General features: G+C 34.5%; 16 protein-coding genes and 1 pseudogene. 12 read left to right on the top strand and 5 right to left on the bottom strand.

Annotated elements, in window-relative coordinates:
* Positions 1 to 24 precede the first annotated feature (24 nt).
* The gene (gene rsmG, locus GYX25_RS09215) at positions 25 to 624 is read right to left on the bottom strand and encodes a 16S rRNA (guanine(527)-N(7))-methyltransferase RsmG (protein WP_174787229.1); all 600 of its coding nucleotides are present in this window, start codon (positions 622 to 624) and stop codon (positions 25 to 27) included.
* Entirely contained in the window at positions 602 to 2,494 is a 1,893-nt protein-coding gene (mnmG, locus tag GYX25_RS09210; protein WP_091349220.1) for a tRNA uridine-5-carboxymethylaminomethyl(34) synthesis enzyme MnmG, read from the bottom strand. Before mnmG ends, rsmG begins: the two co-directional genes overlap by 23 nt.
* 620 nt (positions 2,495 to 3,114) lie before the next feature.
* Here mnmG and hda point away from each other — a divergent pair.
* Positions 3,115 to 3,798, top strand: coding sequence for a DnaA inactivator Hda (gene hda / locus GYX25_RS09205; protein ID WP_085247622.1), 684 nt, complete (start codon positions 3,115 to 3,117; stop codon positions 3,796 to 3,798).
* 1 nt (position 3,799) lies between these two features.
* Positions 3,800 to 4,579: a Cof-type HAD-IIB family hydrolase gene (locus tag GYX25_RS09200; protein WP_091349217.1), complete on the top strand. Its 780-nt coding sequence runs from the start codon at positions 3,800 to 3,802 to the stop codon at positions 4,577 to 4,579.
* Between the two features lie 24 nt (positions 4,580 to 4,603).
* Here GYX25_RS09200 and GYX25_RS09195 read toward each other — a convergent pair whose 3' ends face one another.
* The 3 genes from GYX25_RS09195 to tusB form a co-directional block, all read right to left on the bottom strand.
* A complete protein-coding gene (locus tag GYX25_RS09195; RefSeq protein WP_091349213.1) occupies positions 4,604 to 5,710 on the bottom strand; it encodes an anhydro-N-acetylmuramic acid kinase in 1,107 nt (368 codons plus the stop codon).
* Between the two features lie 4 nt (positions 5,711 to 5,714).
* Positions 5,715 to 6,278, bottom strand: a complete 564-nt coding sequence (locus GYX25_RS09190; RefSeq protein WP_174787228.1) for a Sua5/YciO/YrdC/YwlC family protein — start codon at positions 6,276 to 6,278, stop codon at positions 5,715 to 5,717.
* A gap of 118 nt (positions 6,279 to 6,396) precedes the next feature.
* Positions 6,397 to 6,678 (bottom strand): sulfurtransferase complex subunit TusB, encoded by a 282-nt coding sequence (gene tusB, locus GYX25_RS09185; protein ID WP_091349206.1) that lies wholly within the window; start codon positions 6,676 to 6,678, stop codon positions 6,397 to 6,399.
* A 128-nt stretch (positions 6,679 to 6,806) separates the two neighbouring features.
* Between tusB and tsaE the strand changes: the two genes are divergently transcribed.
* The 10 genes and pseudogenes from tsaE to purT all read left to right on the top strand — a co-directional run bounded on the left by tsaE (position 6,807) and on the right by purT (position 17,434).
* On the top strand, positions 6,807 to 7,283 hold the full coding sequence (gene tsaE, locus GYX25_RS09180; protein ID WP_091349384.1) for a tRNA (adenosine(37)-N6)-threonylcarbamoyltransferase complex ATPase subunit type 1 TsaE: 477 nt from the start codon (positions 6,807 to 6,809) through the stop codon (positions 7,281 to 7,283).
* Between the two features lie 62 nt (positions 7,284 to 7,345).
* Positions 7,346 to 8,050: pseudogene (locus tag GYX25_RS09175) on the top strand (N-acetylmuramoyl-L-alanine amidase); the annotation flags it as partial.
* A gap of 20 nt (positions 8,051 to 8,070) precedes the next feature.
* Entirely contained in the window at positions 8,071 to 9,921 is a 1,851-nt protein-coding gene (gene mutL, locus GYX25_RS09170; RefSeq protein WP_174787227.1) for a DNA mismatch repair endonuclease MutL, read from the top strand.
* Positions 9,918 to 10,832, top strand: coding sequence for a tRNA (adenosine(37)-N6)-dimethylallyltransferase MiaA (miaA, locus tag GYX25_RS09165; protein ID WP_091349197.1), 915 nt, complete (start codon positions 9,918 to 9,920; stop codon positions 10,830 to 10,832). The genes mutL and miaA overlap by 4 nt, the downstream gene beginning before the upstream one ends.
* 262 nt (positions 10,833 to 11,094) lie before the next feature.
* Positions 11,095 to 11,340, top strand: a complete 246-nt coding sequence (gene hfq, locus GYX25_RS09160; protein ID WP_085247646.1) for an RNA chaperone Hfq — start codon at positions 11,095 to 11,097, stop codon at positions 11,338 to 11,340.
* A gap of 18 nt (positions 11,341 to 11,358) precedes the next feature.
* Entirely contained in the window at positions 11,359 to 12,654 is a 1,296-nt protein-coding gene (gene hflX, locus GYX25_RS09155) for a ribosome rescue GTPase HflX (RefSeq protein ID WP_091349194.1), read from the top strand.
* A 23-nt stretch (positions 12,655 to 12,677) separates the two neighbouring features.
* A complete protein-coding gene (gene hflK / locus GYX25_RS09150) occupies positions 12,678 to 13,895 on the top strand; it encodes an FtsH protease activity modulator HflK (RefSeq protein ID WP_174787226.1) in 1,218 nt (405 codons plus the stop codon).
* 10 nt (positions 13,896 to 13,905) lie between these two features.
* Positions 13,906 to 14,844: a protease modulator HflC gene (gene hflC, locus GYX25_RS09145; RefSeq protein WP_174787225.1), complete on the top strand. Its 939-nt coding sequence runs from the start codon at positions 13,906 to 13,908 to the stop codon at positions 14,842 to 14,844.
* 20 nt (positions 14,845 to 14,864) lie between these two features.
* Positions 14,865 to 16,163 carry an adenylosuccinate synthase gene (locus GYX25_RS09140; protein ID WP_091349183.1) on the top strand — a complete coding sequence of 433 codons (1,299 nt, stop codon included), beginning with the start codon at positions 14,865 to 14,867 and terminating at the stop codon, positions 16,161 to 16,163.
* A gap of 89 nt (positions 16,164 to 16,252) precedes the next feature.
* Complete coding sequence (gene purT / locus GYX25_RS09135; RefSeq protein WP_174787224.1) at positions 16,253 to 17,434, top strand: formate-dependent phosphoribosylglycinamide formyltransferase; 1,182 nt, start codon at positions 16,253 to 16,255, stop codon at positions 17,432 to 17,434.
* Positions 17,435 to 17,659 lie beyond the last annotated feature (225 nt).

The raw sequence follows: 17,659 nt of genomic DNA, 5'->3' as shown, positions 1-17,659 counted from the left end.
AAAACAAACTGTTTTACAATAAAACTATTGAATAATAATCAAACACCTTTCAGCATCTAATCCTGGTATAGTTAATTTAATATTTTGTTTAAGTGTAAAACCATCAGGAATAGGATCGATATCACTTCCTTTTAAAGCATAAAAAGATCCCTGTTGATCTGGAAGATGCTTACACCAATTAAGCATATCTTGTAAAGAAGCAAAAGCTCGGCTAATAACCCCATCAAATTTTTTATCATTATACTCTTCTATTCGGCTTTGTATTGGGTTAATGTTTGTTAGCTTTAATTCAAATTGTACTTGCTTTAAAAAGCGAATACGCTTACCTAAGCTATCCACTAAATCAAATTGTTTATCGGGGTTAATAATAGCTAATGGAACGCCTGGTAAACCAGGGCCAGTTCCTACATCAATAAAGGTTTTACCAGTTAAATAAGGTGATACAACTAGGCTGTCCATAATGTGCTTAACTAACATTTCGCTCGGATCGCGAACGGCGGTTAAGTTGTAAGTTTTGTTCCATTTGTTGAGCATATCAACATAATGGATCAATTGATCTATTTGTGATTCAGAGATCGAAAGATCCGTTTGATCAATTAGATTAGTGAGTTTCTTTTTTAACATAATTCTTCTTTTTTAAATAAACTAATAACATTGAAATAGCAGCTGGTGTAATGCCTGATATACGAGAAGCTTGTCCTATAGATACAGGCTTATGCTGCTTTAATTTAGCCACAACTTCATTCGATAATCCCGATATTTCTGCATAATCAATATGCTCTGGAATAAGTGTTTCTTCATTGCGCTTTTGACGTTCAATTTCTTCTATTTGCAGTTTTATATAACCATCATATTTTACTTGAATTTCAACCTGCTCGGCAGCTTGTACATCAGATAAGCCAGGTGCAAATAATGAAAGTGATTTCAATGTGTTATAACTCATTTCGGGCCTTTTAAGTAACTCTTCACCATTGGCTTCTTTCGTCAAATTAGCACTTAAAACAGCATTGACTTCATCGATGGTTTCAATATGAGGATGTACCCATATATCCCGTAACCTTGCTCTTTCTTGTTCAATAGCTTCGAATTTTTCATTAAAACGACGCCAACGATAATCGTCGACCATGCCTAGTTTACGACCTATTTCAGTTAAACGAATATCAGCATTGTCTTCACGTAACATTAAACGATATTCAGCGCGCGAGGTAAACATACGATAAGGTTCGTTAGTGCCAAGTGTACAAAGATCATCAACTAGCACACCTAAATAAGCTTGATCACGATTTGGATACCATTGATCTTGATCATATGCAAAGCGCGCTGCATTTAAACCAGCAAGCATTCCTTGTGCAGCTGCTTCTTCATAGCCTGTTGTGCCATTGATCTGTCCAGCTAAAAAGAGTCCTTTGATCACTTTACTTTCAAGTGTTGGTTTAAGATCCCTTGGATCAAAATAATCATATTCGATCGCGTAACCTGGTCTTATAATGTTGGCTTTTTCTAATCCTGTCATACTGCGGACAAATGCAAGTTGCGTATCAAATGGTAAGCTTGTTGAGATCCCATTTGGATAGATCTCATTGCTATCTAATCCTTCAGGTTCTAAATAGATCTGATGAGAATTGCGATCAGCAAAACGCATGATCTTATCTTCAATTGATGGACAATATCTTGGTCCTACACCTTCAATAATACCAGTGTACATAGGGCTGCGATCTAAATTTGATCTAATAATATCGTGGGTTGTTTCATTCGTGCTGGTGATATAGCAAGGGATCTGTCTAGGATGTTCATTTGCGTTGCCTAAAAATGAGAATACAGGAACAGGATCATCACCATATTGAGTCCCCAATTTTGAAAAATCAATGGTTCTAGCATCAATTCGTGGTGGAGTACCAGTTTTTAAGCGCCCCATTCTAAACGGGTATTGATGTAGTGATTTTGATAAACCGATCGAAGCTGGATCGCCGGTACGGCCACCACTATAATTATCAAGTCCTATGTGGATCTTACCGTCTAAAAAAGTACCTGTTGTAAGTACAACAGCTTTGGCTTTAAAAGAAACACCCATTTGGGTTTTTACACCAATGATCTGATCGTTTTCAATGATCACATCTTCAACCGATTGTTGAAACAACATTAAATTTTCTTGGTTTTCAAGTGTTGTTCTTATCACTTTTCGATACAGAGATCGATCAGCTTGTGCACGGGTAGCCCTAACGGCTGGACCTTTGCTGCTATTTAAGATCCTAAATTGGATCCCAGCACGATCGATAGCATGAGCCATTAAGCCACCCATTGCATCAATTTCTTTAACCAAGTGCCCTTTACCTATACCGCCAATGGCTGGGTTGCAAGACATTTGTCCTAATGTATTGATATTATGAGTTAAAAGTAGTGTTTTCCGTCCCATTCTTGCTGATGCCATAGCTGCTTCTGTTCCGGCATGGCCGCCGCCGACGATGATGACATCAAAAAGATCTGGATAAAACATAAAAAAGCCTCGTATTTATTTTGTGTAAAGAAGATCGCTAATTTAGATCTGAAGATTTGGTTTATTTAGGGTAGGGAATTTTACTCATCTTTTCGATTACGTCAAATGATCTATTTTGATCGCGATCTAAATAAAATAAGATCTTTTAGATGATCTTTTTATTTTTATTATTATTACTGTGGATCCTTTTTGTTGATAACTCGTTTTTATAATTATTTTATAGGATCTTATCGATCATCTAATTCTGTTAATTGATCGGATCTTTTTTTATTTTAACTTGTTTATAACTATTCTATTTATCCACAGATGATTTATTAGATAAGGTTATTAATGCGATCATAACAGCTTGTGATCCTAATTTATCACAGAGTTATCCACAAAAAATAAATTTGTTTGCTTAAATTTTATCCTTTATTGCTTCTATTCTATACTTACTCAATGAGCTTTTATTAAAGATCTAACATATTTAATTCAAAAAAACTAAATGATGAATATGAAACAAAATGGTAAGTAAATTATAATATGATACTAGGATATTTTTCTTTTCTATAAAAGTGATTGATTTTTATGAAAGCAAATTTATACTTAACATGATTATGTTTTTATTGTGAGGTTATTTTATTACTCTTTCGCAGCTACCTTTACCTTTTTCATTACCCAATAATGAAACTTTTGATAGTTTTTATGTCGGTGATAATCGATTATTGTTTGATTCATTGCAAACCTTATTAGGTAAAGAGGGGTTTAATATCTTTTATATATGGTCGGCTAGCGCTGCGGGTCGAACTCACCTTTTACATGCATCAAGTCAAAATAAATTAGCCAGTTATATTCCCTTAAAGCAGTACTATCATCTTGTGCCTGAAATTCTGCAGGGGTTGGATCATTATGATTTAGTCTGTTTAGATGATATTGATGCAATAGCTGGTCATAGAGATTGGGAAGAAGCTATTTTTGATTTATTTAATCGTTTAACTGAAAAAAACGTGAGTAAATTATTGATAACGGCAAGTAGACCGCCTAAACAAATCTCTTTTATATTACCTGATTTGGTTTCTAGATTATCTTGGGGGCAAGTTTATCAATTAAAAGAGCTTAGCGATGATGATAAGCTTAAAGCCTTACAATTAAGAGCGCAATTAAGTGGGTTTGAATTATCAACAGAAGTTGGGTTATTTTTATTAAAGCGCGTTAACCGTGATATGCGTACACTGTTTTCTTTATTAGAAAAGTTTGAAGTTGCAACGCTTGCGCAACAACGTAAATTAACCATTCCTTTTATTAAACATATTTTGGATTTGTAATATGAGCAAGAAACCTGATGCTATTGTTTTTTTTGATTTAGATGGAACATTATTTAATAGCCAAATTGATGTATTACCCAGCTCTTTGGAAGCTATAAACAAATTAAAACAAAATAATATTACACCAATGATAGCAACGGGTCGAACACCTTGTGAAGTGGTTGATTTAATGAAAAAGACTCAGATTGAGTCGATAATTGGCATGAATGGACAAGTTGTTTTATATCAAGGCGAAAAGGTTTTTACTAATGATATTGATAAGGATGTTATTGAGCGGTTGTATCAATTTTCTAAACAGCAAACAGGTATCCCACTGTCTTTTTATAACCACGAAATTATGCGAGTGTCGCAAGATAGTGAACCGGCTAAAAAATTTTATCATTTTCTTAAGCAGCAAGTTCCGCCTGTTGATGATCAGATTTATTTAAAAACATCTATTCAGATGCTTTTATTACTTTGTGAATCAGGGGAGGCACTTTATCGAGATGTTTTTCCTGAGCTAACCTTTATTCGTAATACGCCTTACTGTGTTGATGTTTTTAATCATGGTGGTTCTAAAGGTTATGGTATTACTAAGTTGTTAAAAAATAAAGGGTTTACTGATGTACCAACCTATGCCTTTGGTGATGGCATGAATGATTTTGAAATGTTTTTAACCGTTGATCACCCTATTGCTATGGGTAATGCTGTTGATGAATTAAAAGCACAAGCTGAGTTTGTGACAGATACTAATAATAATGATGGAATAGCTAAAGGATTACAACATTTTGGTTTGATTTAATCAAAATCTATCTATATTTTTAGTTTATTGATAATAAACTCCTAAACAAACAGCTTGACTTGCGCCAGTTACCTCTGGAATATTTGATGGAATATTATTGATTCGACAATAAGCAAGCCAAGCAAAGGCTATTGCCTCCATATCATCACCATTTATGCCTTTTGTGTCGGTTGTTAATACTGCCCACGATGGTAATAATGCTGATAATCTTTGCATTATTAGTGGATTTTTAGCTCCTCCACCGCAAACTAAAAGCTCACAAGGTAATGTGCTGACTATAGGTAATTTATTAATTTCGTTGGCAATGGATAAAGCAGTAAATTCAACAAGCGTTGCTTGAATATCTTCTGCTTTTAAATGTGTTCCTATTAATTTTTTATGTAACCAAGGTAAATTAAATAGTTCTCGTCCTGTGCTTTTTGGTGCGGGTATTTGAAAGTAGTCTTCTTTATATAAAAGCTTTAATAAGTCTTGATTTATTTTACCTGTTTTTGCCCATAAACCATTTTTATCATAGTTTTTACCTAAATGTTCTTTTATCCAACCATCCAGTAATACATTACCTGGACCTGTATCGTAACCAATAATAGTATGATTAGGAATTAATACTGAAATATTACTTATTCCCCCAATATTTAATACTACACGATTGATTTGTGGATCTTGTAGTACCGCTTTATGAAAAGCAGGCACTAGTGGTGCGCCTTGGCCTCCATAAGCCATATCTTTACGACGAAAATCGGCAATAGTGGTTATACCTGTTTTTGCAGCAATAATATTGGCATCACCAATTTGTAAAGTAAATGGGTAATCGCCGTTTGGTGCATGGTAAATTGTTTGTCCGTGACAACCAATAGCTTTAATTTTTTGTTTATCAATATTATTATCTTTTAAAAACTGATTTATGCTATCAGCAAACAGTTTGCCTATTTGATAATCTATCTCACCTAAATTTTGTAATGTGGTTTGCTGGGTTTCACATAATGTTAGTAAATGCTTTTTTAAATCAGCGGGCATTGGATAGCAGTTGCTCGCGATTGATGTAACGTTTTTGGCAGTAATATTAACTAAAGCAATATCAATTCCATCCATGCTAGTACCTGACATCACACCAATATATAAATTTTGCATAAAGTTACCCTTGCCGAATGATTTGCCCTGTTTTGATGTCTTTAATTTGCGATGGTTGTGATCGATGACCTGTGTCACCGGCTAAAATTGGGAAATATGGACCAAATTGTTTGGCGACTTCGATGGCAGTTTTGCAAGGATTATGAGTAGAAAGATTAGCACTAGTTGACACAATCGGTTTGCCATAAAGATCACAAAGCTTGCAAACTAAAGGATGATTAGTGACGCGTACCGCAATAGAATCAAATTTACCTGTCAAAAAATAAGGCGTATTTTTATTTTTAGGAAAAACCCAAGTAACAGGTCCAGGCCAGCTAGTAAGTGCTAACTGTTTTTGTTCATTGGTAATGGCTGATTGATCTATATAAGGAATTAGTTGTTGGTAACAACTAGCAATTAAAATCAAACCTTTATCTATTGATCGTTGTTTTAGTTGTAGTAACTTTAATACGGCTGATTCACTATCCGGATCACAACCTAGACCAAAAACGGCTTCAGTTGGGTAAGCGATCACTTCACCATTTTTTAAATAATTACTTATTTCCGATAGCGTTAATAAATTAGCCATTAAATTTGAATATTAACTGAGTACAATTAATATTTATATTAAACCTAGGTTTTAGGTTTTGCAAATTAGCATGATTTAGCTTTTAAATGGTGACAATAGTGAATGCTATGGTCTATAGTCATTCCCAGTTCATTTGTGGAAAATGGTTAGCTGTAAGTTCAACGACCTGTTGCATATTAATAATTTTAAGCCTTGAATCGATAATATTACTTAGGCCTCGTGCTTTAATATCACTGTTAATTATATAGCAATGCTCGGTTTTATGGATAATATCATTTAATAATGGATTATTTTGTATAGCCAGAATAACGCCATTTTGCCAGAACAATACGGCATCTTGTGCCGATATTAATTGTGGATTTATGGTTGAAGGATTTGCTGTCGATATTGTATGTAGCATTATTTTTCACTTTTTATATTAAAACGTAAGTTTTCTTGAAACTTTTTGATAAAATCTAGATTATCTGTTTGGTACATATTTAATGGTTATTAGTATATAATAAGGAGTATTTATTGAGCAAAGAGTTCATCATGAATCCGATTATTTTAACCGATGAGCAACAAACGATTTTGTTTGGTAGTAAGCTTGCCAAACTGTGTTTAAACTATTTGTCTAAACATGATGATACTATTGTTATCTATTTAATTGGCGATCTTGGTGCAGGTAAAACGACTTTTAGTCGTGGCTTTTTACAACAATTAGGTCACACAGGTAACGTAAAAAGTCCAACTTATACATTAGTAGAACCCTATCATTTTGATAATTTTTCTGTTTATCATTTTGATTTGTATAGACTTTGCGATCCAGAAGAGCTGGAGTTTATGGGGATTCGTGAATATTTTTCTTCACGATCGATTTGTTTAATTGAGTGGCCAGAGCAAGCAAATGGTATCTTACCTAGTGCTGATCTTGAAGTCCATTTGGCTTATTTAGCATTTGAACGTACAGCTTCTGTGCAGGTAGCAAGCGAAAAAGGTCAAGCGATTATTAATTTATCACAATAGAAATAAACAATAAAAAGACAATGAAAAAACTAATCACTTTTTTTATGTTATTACTGCTTTGTAGCTCTGCTTATGCAGCTAAAGTTGTGATTGCCGTTGATGCGGGGCATGGTGGTAAAGATTCTGGCGCAATAGGAAAAAATAAGTTATATGAAAAAACTGTTACGTTTTCAATTGCAAAAAAATTGACTAATTTGTTAAACAAAGACCCTAACTTTAAGGGGGTTCTAACTCGTACTAGCGATAATTTTATTTCTGTTTCGCAACGATCCGAAATCGCTCGTAAAAATAAAGCTAATTTATTAGTTTCAATTCATGCCGATGCTGCACCAAATAGAAATGCATCTGGTGCTTCGATCTGGGTTTTGTCAACTAAACGTGCTGACACGGAACTTGGTCGTTGGCTTGAACAAGATGAAAAACAGTCGCAATTATTAGGTGGAGCTGGTGATGTGCTTAGTGATGATCATGATCCTCATTTAAGCCAAGCTGTGTTAGATTTACAATTTTCTTATTCTCAACAAGTGGGTTACGAGTTAGCAAAGCAAGTGTTAAAAGAGATGAAAGGAACAATAAAGTTACATAAATCTGCTCCAGAACATGCAAGTTTAGGTGTATTACGTTCACCAGATATCCCATCGATTTTAGTTGAAGTTGGCTTTATTTCTAATCAAAATGAAGAAAGTTTGCTTGGTAGTAATGACCATCAAGATAAGATAGCTAAAACTATCTATCAAGGTATAAAAAATTACGTTAAGCAAAATCCAAAATTTGGAGAACAGCATTAATGCCAATTCATATTCTTTCACCCCAATTAGCTAATCAAATTGCTGCTGGTGAGGTGGTAGAACGCCCTGCTTCTGTCATTAAAGAGTTAGTTGAAAATAGTCTTGATGCGGGAAGTACTCAAATTGATATTGACCTTGAACAAGGTGGTTGTAAATTAATTCGCATTCGTGATAATGGTTGCGGTATTGCTAAAGATGAATTAGCGCTGGCACTTGCTCGTCATGCTACAAGTAAAATCAGTACGTTAGATGATTTAGATGCTATTATTAGTCTTGGATTTCGTGGTGAGGCACTAGCGAGTATAAGTTCAGTTGCAAGATTGACATTAACTTCACGTACCGTTGAACAATCGGAAGCATGGCAAGTTTATGCTGAAGGGCGGGATATGAAGCCGATGATTAAACCTGCAGCTCATCCGGTAGGATCGACAGTCGAAGTACTTGATCTGTTTTATAATACACCGGCAAGACGTCGTTTTTTAAAAACAGAAAAAACTGAGTTTATGCATATTGAAGAGTTTGTTCGGCGTATTGCACTTACACGTCCTGATGTTACCTTTAATTTACAACATAATGGTAAACTCGTTAAGCAGTATCGTTCATCAACGCTTGAAAAAAGAGTCGAATTAGTTTGTGGCCGATCTTTTATGCAAAAAGCTGTAAAACTAGATTGGCAGCATGATGATTTACTCATTCAAGGTTGGGTCACCAGTAGTGAAAGTAGTGATTGGCAATATTTTTATGTTAATGGGCGGGTCATCAAAGATAAATTACTTAATCATGCATTGCGTCAGGCTTACATCAGTCGTACGAATGAACAACAAAGTTATGTGGTGTTTTTACAAATTGATCCAAAACAAGTTGATGTTAATGTTCACCCAGCCAAACATGAAGTCCGTTTTCATGAAGCAAGACTGGTTCATGATTTTGTTTATCAAGCGATTGTGATGGCCCTTGAATCAAATTTATCTGTAACAGAAGAAAAAGTAACCATAACACCCAATCGACAAGCTGCCGGTGAGAATATCTTTAATCAAAAAACGGTTGCTAATTCTTATAAAACAAGTAGCCAATTATCGAAAAAACCAAGCAATTATGCTAAAGAAAATGCATTATATGGTGAGTTAGTCAATGTTGCTCTTCCCCAAAAGACAGTGCAAATTGAGCAAAAACAGTCATGTTTATTGGCAGAAGATGATGGAATAACAGCACCACAAAAAGCGGTTATTGAAGCATTATTTCCTAAACGAAATACTCCGCTACAATCATTACAACAGCAACTTGATAGTTCATCATTAGTACAGTTTGGTCGAGTATTAACAGTTATTCATCCTGATATTGCACTGCTTGAAAAGTATGAAGATAATCAGCAAAAATTAATGTTGATGAAATTAACTATTGCTCAGCAAAAAGTGACTGCAATTAAACTATTATCACAAGACTCTGAAAAATTGCTTATCCCATTAACAATTTTAATTAATAGTAAAGAGCAGCAAGTGCTTTCCAGTTATCAACCTCAGTTGAATTTTTTAGGTTTTGATTTTTATATTGATAAAGCAAAATTGTATTTGCAAAATGTTCCTAAAATGTTGCGCACTATCAATTGGCAGCAATTATTACCGGCATTAATTGCTTTTATATCCGATTCAAAAAATGGAGAGTTAGATCCTACACAAATAGCGGCTTGGTTAGCTAATCAGTATGATGATAATCACACTATGATCTGGAGTGTGGCTAAAGTCATTCCGTTGCTTGCTCAATTAGAAGAGATAGATATTAATCTATTACAACAAGAATCATTTTTATATCCGATTGATATACAATCTTTAACTCAATCAATTTTATCATGAATAAACCAAAAATTATTTCGTTAATGGGACCAACAGCATCCGGTAAAACGGCATTTGCTATGGCGCTTTACGATCGTTATCCTATTGATATTATTAGTGTCGATTCTGCTTTGATTTATCGCGGTATGGATATTGGTACCGCAAAGCCAACTAAAAAAGAGCAACAAAATTATCCACATAAATTGATTGATATTTGTGATCCCGCAGAGAGTTATTCAGCGGCTAATTTTAGGCATGATGCAATTGTAGAAATTGAAAAATCACTAAAAAAAGGTCGAATTCCATTGTTAGTTGGTGGGACAATGCTTTATTTTAAAGCGTTAATTGAAGGGCTTTCACCACTTCCAGCGGCCAATAGTGAAATTCGTGAACAAATAGAAGAAAAAGCCAATAAATTAGGTTGGCAAGCGATTCACGATGAACTAAAAAAAGTCGATCCCATTTCGGCTAAAAGAATTCATCCTAACGATCCACAGCGCCTTAATCGTGCTTTAGAAGTTTATTTAATCTCGGGTAAGAGTCTAACTGAACTGACACAAGAAAGCGGTGAAGCATTACCTTATGATATTATGCAGTTTGCTATTATGCCGCAAGATCGGGCACAGTTACATAAACGAATTGAACAACGTTTTTTACAGATGCTAGATCAAGGCTTTGAAGATGAAGTAAAACTGCTTATGCAGCGATCTGATTTGCATTTAAATTTGCCTTCTATTCGTTGTGTGGGGTATCGCCAAATGTGGGAATATTTAAATGGTGAGACCAGTTATGATGAAATGGTTTTTAAAGGCATTTGCGCTACTCGTCAATTAGCTAAAAGACAAATTACGTGGCTTCGGGGGTGGAAACAACCTATAACATGGTTAGATAGTAATAGTATTACGGATAGTGCTTTTGATCATATTTTTTGAGTCGTATTGAAAATAATTCTTTTTTATTTTGTAAAGAAATTTTAGATTTGTGCGATTTTTTAGCTTTTTTTTGTTTTATTTTTGTAAATTTATTAAATTTTTAGTTATTTTTGCATAAATTTCAATTGGCAGGTTTAAGAGCTGAGTTTTTTATGTTATTTTGGTATATGTTATAGGTATCTTATATTTAAAGTTAAATAGATATTTATTTTTTATATAGTTATTTTATCTTCATATTATTATCATCTTAAAGGATAAACTCATGTCAAAAGGGCAGTCATTACAAGATCCTTATCTAAATTTGCTTCGTCGAGAACACATTCCTGTATCAATCTATTTAGTTAATGGTATCAAGTTACAAGGACAAATTGAATCATTCGATCAGTTTGTTATTTTGTTAAAAAATACTGTAAGTCAAATGGTATATAAACATGCTATCTCAACAGTCGTACCATCTAGACCTATTTCTGGATTGTTATCTCAACCCGAAGAGGAAGGCGAAAGCTGATATTTCTGGAGAATCTGATTGTTTGAGCGATATAAAGGCGGTGAAACTGCCTTATTAGTCCATGTATTCTTCCCTCAAGAAAACGATATCGAGGATCTAAAAGAGTTTGAAGTATTAGTTTCTTCTGCTCAAATAGATATTCTCGATATTGTAACAACTTCAAGAAAATCGCCTCAAACCAAATATTTTGTTGGTGAAGGTAAAGCACAGGAAATCGCTGAAAAAGTTAATCAACTTGATGCTTCTGTTATTTTAGTAAATCATACTTTAACCCCCTCACAAGAACGCAACCTCGAACAGTTGTGTAAATGTCGTGTTGTTGATAGAACAGGATTAATTCTTGATATTTTTGCACAACGAGCCCGAACACATGAAGGTAAATTGCAAGTCGAGTTAGCACAGTTACAACATCTTTCGACTCGATTAGTTCGAGGTTGGACGCATTTAGAACGACAAAAAGGTGGGATTGGCTTACGAGGTCCTGGTGAAACGCAATTGGAAACTGATAGACGACTGATTCGTCATCGTATTCAGTTGATTTTATCAAGGCTTGCAAAAGTTGAAAAACAGCGAAATCAAAATCGTCAATCAAGAAATAAAGCTGATCTCTCAACAGTATCTTTAGTTGGTTATACTAATGCGGGTAAATCAACATTATTTAATGCATTAACAAATGCTGATGTATATGCAGCTGATCAGTTATTTGCTACACTCGATCCAACACTACGACGAATTATTGTTGATGATGTTGGCGAAGTTGTTTTAGCAGATACGGTTGGTTTTATTCGTCATTTGCCACATGATCTTATAGCGGCTTTTAAAGCAACATTACTTGAAACGCAGGAAGCAACATTGCTATTACATGTTGTTGATGCAGCTGATCCTAATTTATTGGATAATATGCATGCCGTTGATGACGTTCTGCTCGAAATTAATGCATACGAAATACCAACATTACTTGTTATGAATAAAATCGATTTGATAGAGGGTAAACAACCAAGTATTGATCGAGATGAAAATGGTATTCCGATTCGAGTTTGGATTTCAGCGCAAAATGGTTTAGGATTAGATCTGTTATTGATTGCTTTAAAAGAAAGGCTTGCTAAGCAAATTCAGGTTTGCCATTTGAGTGTGCCAGCTTATTTAGCAAAACTAAGAAGTCGTTTATATCAGTTAAATGCAGTAGAAAATGAATTTATTAATGAGGATGGTAGTTTTCATCTAGATGTGAGAATTCCCTCTATTGAATGGAATCGCCTCTGTAAACAAGAACCAGATCTGTTATACTTAATCAATAAGCAAAATAACAACTAATTGTTAAATGGAGCATATAATATATGGCGTGGAATCAGCCCGGCAATAACGGACAAGATAACGACCCATGGGGTAATAATAACAAAAAACCGGCTAATAATTCTTCTAATGGTTTAATTGATAAAGTTAAGGGATTCTTAAAAAAAGGTAATTTTGGTAATAATAGAGGTAGTTCTGGAATTAAATTACCGATGAATACTACTAAAATTATTCTATCGGTAGTCTTTTTACTCGTTATGATTTGGGGTGTAAGCGGTTTTTATACGATTAATCAAAGTGAACTTGGGGTAATTACACGCTTTGGTAAAGTTCAACCCGAAATTCTTCAACCTGGGTTAAATTGGAATCCACCATTAATTGATAAAGTGTATAAAGTTGATGTACAAAGTACGCGAAATTTTAATCTAGACGGCTTTATGATAACAACCGGTGACGATTTGGACTTTGTTGAGATGAAGGTAGAATATAGTATCGTCGATCCAATTAAATATTTATTTAATGTTACTAATGTTAAAGATAGCCTACAACAAGCAGCGGATAGCGCTTTGCGTACTGAATTTGATAGATTTGGTATGAAGGGTGTTTTTACTAATGACAGTTTGACATTAGTAAACCGTATAAAAGATGAATTGACTAATATTATCAATAATTATGATATGGGCATTAATATAGTAGATATTAATTTCCAATCAGTTCGTCCTTCTACAACAGTACAAGAAGCTTTTAATGGTATTATGAAAGCTCAAGAAGATAAAAAACGTGAAATAAACAATGCTACAACTAAAAAAACCACACAAATTCAAGAAGCAAAAGCTCAATCAGCCGTAATTTTAGCTAATGCAAATGCATATAAAGTTAAAGTGGAACTTGAAGCCGCTGGCGATGTAGTTCGTTTTGAAAAAATCTTATCACAATATAAAGAGGCTCCCGAACTTACAAAAGAACGTCTATATATTGAAACTATGGAAAGAATATTATCTAAGACTAGCAAAATTATAGTTAATGATAAAAGCGGAAATTCGGTGGTTCTACCATTAGATCAACTGTTAAAAAACAAAAATGAAAAAAATCCTGAGCCATTGACTTTACCAAACTCAAATAGTAAAGATATGCCGAATTCTTCTGAAGCAGTAAAAGATCAGTCTCAGACAACACAGGAATTACCAAAAGAGGCTAAAAATAGTACAGATAATTCCAATCTTGGAAATACTGCACGAACTCCGCGGTTTATAGGGAAGTAAGGAGATAAATATGCGCAAATTATTGATTCCTGTAATATTGATTTTAGTTGGTGTGTTTTTGTCTAGTACTTATGTTGTCGAAGAGGGAACACGTGGTATTGTTTTACGATTTAATAAAATTATAAGTGTATCAGAGCCTGGATTACATTTTAAAGTTCCAGGAATGGATAATGTCAAAGTTGTTGATGCTAAAATCCAAACTATAAATAATTCTAGTAAGTTAGATCACGAACAAAAACTCATAACTCATGATAATAAAGAATTAATTATTGATTATTTTGTGCAATGGAGAGTCGTTGATTTTAATCAATACTATAAAGCTATTGCAGGAAATAATAATATTGAAAACTTATTGTCTACTCGTTTAAATAGTCGTTTAAAGGCTGAAATTGGTAAATTAGATATCATTGATATTCTTAATAACACAAATAATAGCTCTCATAATTCTATCTTGGTAAGTATTAAAGATGCATTAAATGGCCTTGCTCAGGCGGTGGTTGAAAATAAATCAACAGGAAATCTTGCCAATGAGGCTGAAAAAGATTCTGAAAATAATGAAATAAGTATAAGATCTTTTGGTATTGAAGTTATTGATATTCGTATAAAGAATGTTAGATTTCCTCAAGAAATATCTAAATCTATTTATGATAAAATGAAAGAAGAACAACATTCTCAAGGTGTTCAGGTAGTAAATGAAATACAAGCAGAGACTATACTGGAAGTAACAAAGATATTATCTGAAGCTGAACGCGAATCTCAAGTTATTCGTGGTGAAGGTGATGCCAATGCCGCTAAACTTTATATGGATGCTTTTGGTAAAGATATAGAGTTTTTTAGCTTTATTCGTAGTTTAAAGGCTTATGAACAAAGCTTTACAGGTAATGATATTATGGTTATTAGCCCTGATAGTGAATTTTTTCAATATATGAAACTAAAATCTAATAAATAATTGAATGAGATAAATAATCTATGAGTAATAATGTTGTTGTGCTAGGTACACAATGGGGTGATGAAGGCAAAGGTAAAGTTGTTGATTTACTCACAGAAAAAGCAAAATATGTGGTTCGCTATCAAGGTGGACATAATGCTGGTCATACATTAGTGATTAATGGTGAAAAAACAGTATTACATTTAATTCCATCAGGAATTTTACGTAATGATGTAATAAGTATTATTGCTAATGGTGTTGTGCTATGTCCTGATGCTTTAATGAAGGAAATGCATGAGTTAGAAAAAAGCGGTATTCCTGTTAAAGAACGGCTCCTTATTTCTGAATCTTGTCCTTTAATTTTGCCTTATCATATTGCGTTGGACCAAGCACGAGAAAAAGCGCGTGGTAGTAAAGCTATTGGAACAACAGGGCGCGGTATTGGTCCAGCCTATGAAGATAAAGTAGCGCGACGAGGACTTCGGGTTGGTGATTTACGTGATCGCCAAGCTTTTGCTGAAAAATTAAAAGAAGTGATGGAATATCACAATTTCCAACTAGTTAATTATTACAAAGCAGAAGCAGTAGACTATCAACAAGTTTTAGATAATACATTAGCGATAGCCGACATTTTAGTTGCTATGATTGCCGATATTCCTGCACTTTTAGAAGAGGCACGCAAAAAAGGCGAAAGAATTATGTTTGAAGGGGCACAAGGTACATTACTTGATATCGATCATGGTACTTATCCTTTTGTGACCTCTTCTAATACTACAGCCGGTGGTGTTGCTACAGGTTCTGGTTTTGGTCCGCGTTATGTTGGTTATGTGTTAGGTATTGTTAAAGCTTACTCTACACGTGTTGGTGCCGGTCCGTTTCCTACAGAATTATTTGATGAAACCGGTGAGTACCTCTGTAAGCAAGGTAATGAATTTGGTGCAACAACTGGTCGTCGCCGTCGTACTGGATGGCTTGATGCAGTCGCTGTTCGCAAAGCGGTACAACTTAATTCTATTTCTGGATTTTGTTTAACTAAACTTGATGTTCTAGATGGACTTAAAGAAGTGAAGATCTGTATTGGTTATCAACTACCAAATGGTGACATCATTAAAAATGCCCCAGCGGCGGCCGAAGAGTGGAGTTTAGTTAAACCTGTTTATGAATCGATGCCTGGCTGGAGTGAATCAACCTTTGGTGTTAAAAGTTATGATGCTCTTCCACAAGCAGCTAAAGCTTATATTAAACGGATTGAAGAGTTAACTGAAACACCGATTGATATTATTTCAACAGGACCTGATCGAAGTGAAACAATGATTTTACGCGATCCATACCAAAACTAATTTAGCATCAATCAAATCGGGATAATTGTCCCGATTTTTTGTTTTTAGGATGTTGTTTTCCAGAAAAACTCACTGCGTAAGAGGAAATTATGACTAAACTAGGAACACCATTATCACCAACTTCAACTAAAGTATTACTTTGCGGTGCGGGCGAACTTGCTAAAGAAGTTGTCATTGAGTTACAACGATTGGGGTGTGAGGTTATTGCCGTTGATCGTTATGCAAATGCGCCTGCGATGCAAGTTGCTCATCGGTACCACATTGTTAATATGCTTGATGGGGATGCTTTAAGAAAAGTCATTGAAGCAGAAAATCCAGATTATATTGTTCCAGAAATTGAAGCTATTGCAACATCTACACTCATTGAGTTGGAAGAAGAAGGTTTTACGGTTATTCCAACAGCAAAAGCAGCACAACTAACCATGAATCGTGAGGGAATTCGTCGACTTGCAGCGGAAAAATTAAAATTACCAACCTCACCTTATCGATTTGCTGCAAATGCAACTGAATTTAGAAAAGCAGTCAAAGAAATTGGTTTTCCTTGTTTAGTCAAACCCGTTATGAGCTCTTCTGGTAAAGGACAATCGCTATTAAGAGGTGAAGCAGATATTGAATCTTCATGGACATATGCACAAGAAGGTGGGCGAGCCGGTGGTGGAAAAGTAGTTATTGAAGGCTTTATAGATTTTGATTATGAAGTGACATTATTGACCGTCAGGCATATTCATGGCGTCTCATTTTGTGAACCTATTGGACATCGCCAAGAAAAAGGTGATTACCGAGAATCTTGGCAACCACAACAAATGTCTAACAAGGCATTAATCTTAGCAAAAGATATTGCAACCAAAATAACTGATGCCTTAGGAGGGCGAGGCTTGTTTGGTGTGGAATTATTTGTTAAAGGAGATCAAGTATGGTTTAACGAGGTTTCTCCTCGTCCTCATGATACAGGTATGGTTACACTTATTTCACAAAATTTATCTGAATTTGCGTTACATACTAGAGCAATATTAGGACTACCAATTCCCATTATTGAACAATATGGTGCAAGTGCTTCAGCTGTTTTAATAGTAGAAGGCGATTCAAAACAAGTCTCCTTTGCTAATTTAGATAAAGCATTGAATGATCCACAAACTGATTTACGTCTATTTGGTAAACCAGAAGTAAAAGGAACAAGAAGGATGGGCGTTGCGTTAGCTAAATCGGTAACGGTCAAGGAAGCGATTAGTAAGGCCATTAATTTAGTAAAACAAGTAAAAATAACCTTGTAATTGGTTGTTTTGTGCAAAAAGCAATCATTCAATTTAAAAAAAGCAAAATTTCTAAAATAGGGGTTGACGTATACGAGTGAAGTGAGTAACATACGCAACCCTTGAGACAGCAAACTAAATCAGCGAAAAGTTGATTAAAAATAGAAGCTGTCAGCTCTTTAAAAAGAAGAAACAGACAATCTGTGTGGGCACTTACGAGACGAAGAATTAAAAGTCTACGGACTT

Origin of the sequence: Gilliamella sp. ESL0254 (assembly GCF_013344985.1) — a bacterium.
Taxonomy (GTDB): domain Bacteria; phylum Pseudomonadota; class Gammaproteobacteria; order Enterobacterales; family Orbaceae; genus Gilliamella; species Gilliamella bombicola.
The sequence above is the reverse complement of the archived record's forward strand: the minus strand, read 5'-3'. Positions and strand labels throughout refer to the sequence as shown.

Excerpts from the sequence above, each read along its gene's own strand:
- hfq (WP_085247646.1), top strand. The coding sequence starts at position 11,095 with ATGTCAAAAGGGCAGTCATTACAAGATCCTTATCTAAATTTGCTTCGT.
- rsmG (WP_174787229.1), bottom strand. The coding sequence starts at position 624 with ATGTTAAAAAAGAAACTCACTAATCTAATTGATCAAACGGATCTTTCG.
- GYX25_RS09195 (WP_091349213.1), bottom strand. The coding sequence starts at position 5,710 with ATGCAAAATTTATATATTGGTGTGATGTCAGGTACTAGCATGGATGGA.
- GYX25_RS09190 (WP_174787228.1), bottom strand. The coding sequence starts at position 6,278 with ATGGCTAATTTATTAACGCTATCGGAAATAAGTAATTATTTAAAAAAT.
- purT (WP_174787224.1), top strand. The coding sequence starts at position 16,253 with ATGACTAAACTAGGAACACCATTATCACCAACTTCAACTAAAGTATTA.
- mnmG (WP_091349220.1), bottom strand. The coding sequence starts at position 2,494 with ATGTTTTATCCAGATCTTTTTGATGTCATCATCGTCGGCGGCGGCCAT.
- hflK (WP_174787226.1), top strand. The coding sequence starts at position 12,678 with ATGGCGTGGAATCAGCCCGGCAATAACGGACAAGATAACGACCCATGG.
- miaA (WP_091349197.1), top strand. The coding sequence starts at position 9,918 with ATGAATAAACCAAAAATTATTTCGTTAATGGGACCAACAGCATCCGGT.
- tusB (WP_091349206.1), bottom strand. The coding sequence starts at position 6,678 with ATGCTACATACAATATCGACAGCAAATCCTTCAACCATAAATCCACAA.
- GYX25_RS09200 (WP_091349217.1), top strand. The coding sequence starts at position 3,800 with ATGAGCAAGAAACCTGATGCTATTGTTTTTTTTGATTTAGATGGAACA.
- hflC (WP_174787225.1), top strand. The coding sequence starts at position 13,906 with ATGCGCAAATTATTGATTCCTGTAATATTGATTTTAGTTGGTGTGTTT.
- GYX25_RS09140 (WP_091349183.1), top strand. The coding sequence starts at position 14,865 with ATGAGTAATAATGTTGTTGTGCTAGGTACACAATGGGGTGATGAAGGC.
- mutL (WP_174787227.1), top strand. The coding sequence starts at position 8,071 with ATGCCAATTCATATTCTTTCACCCCAATTAGCTAATCAAATTGCTGCT.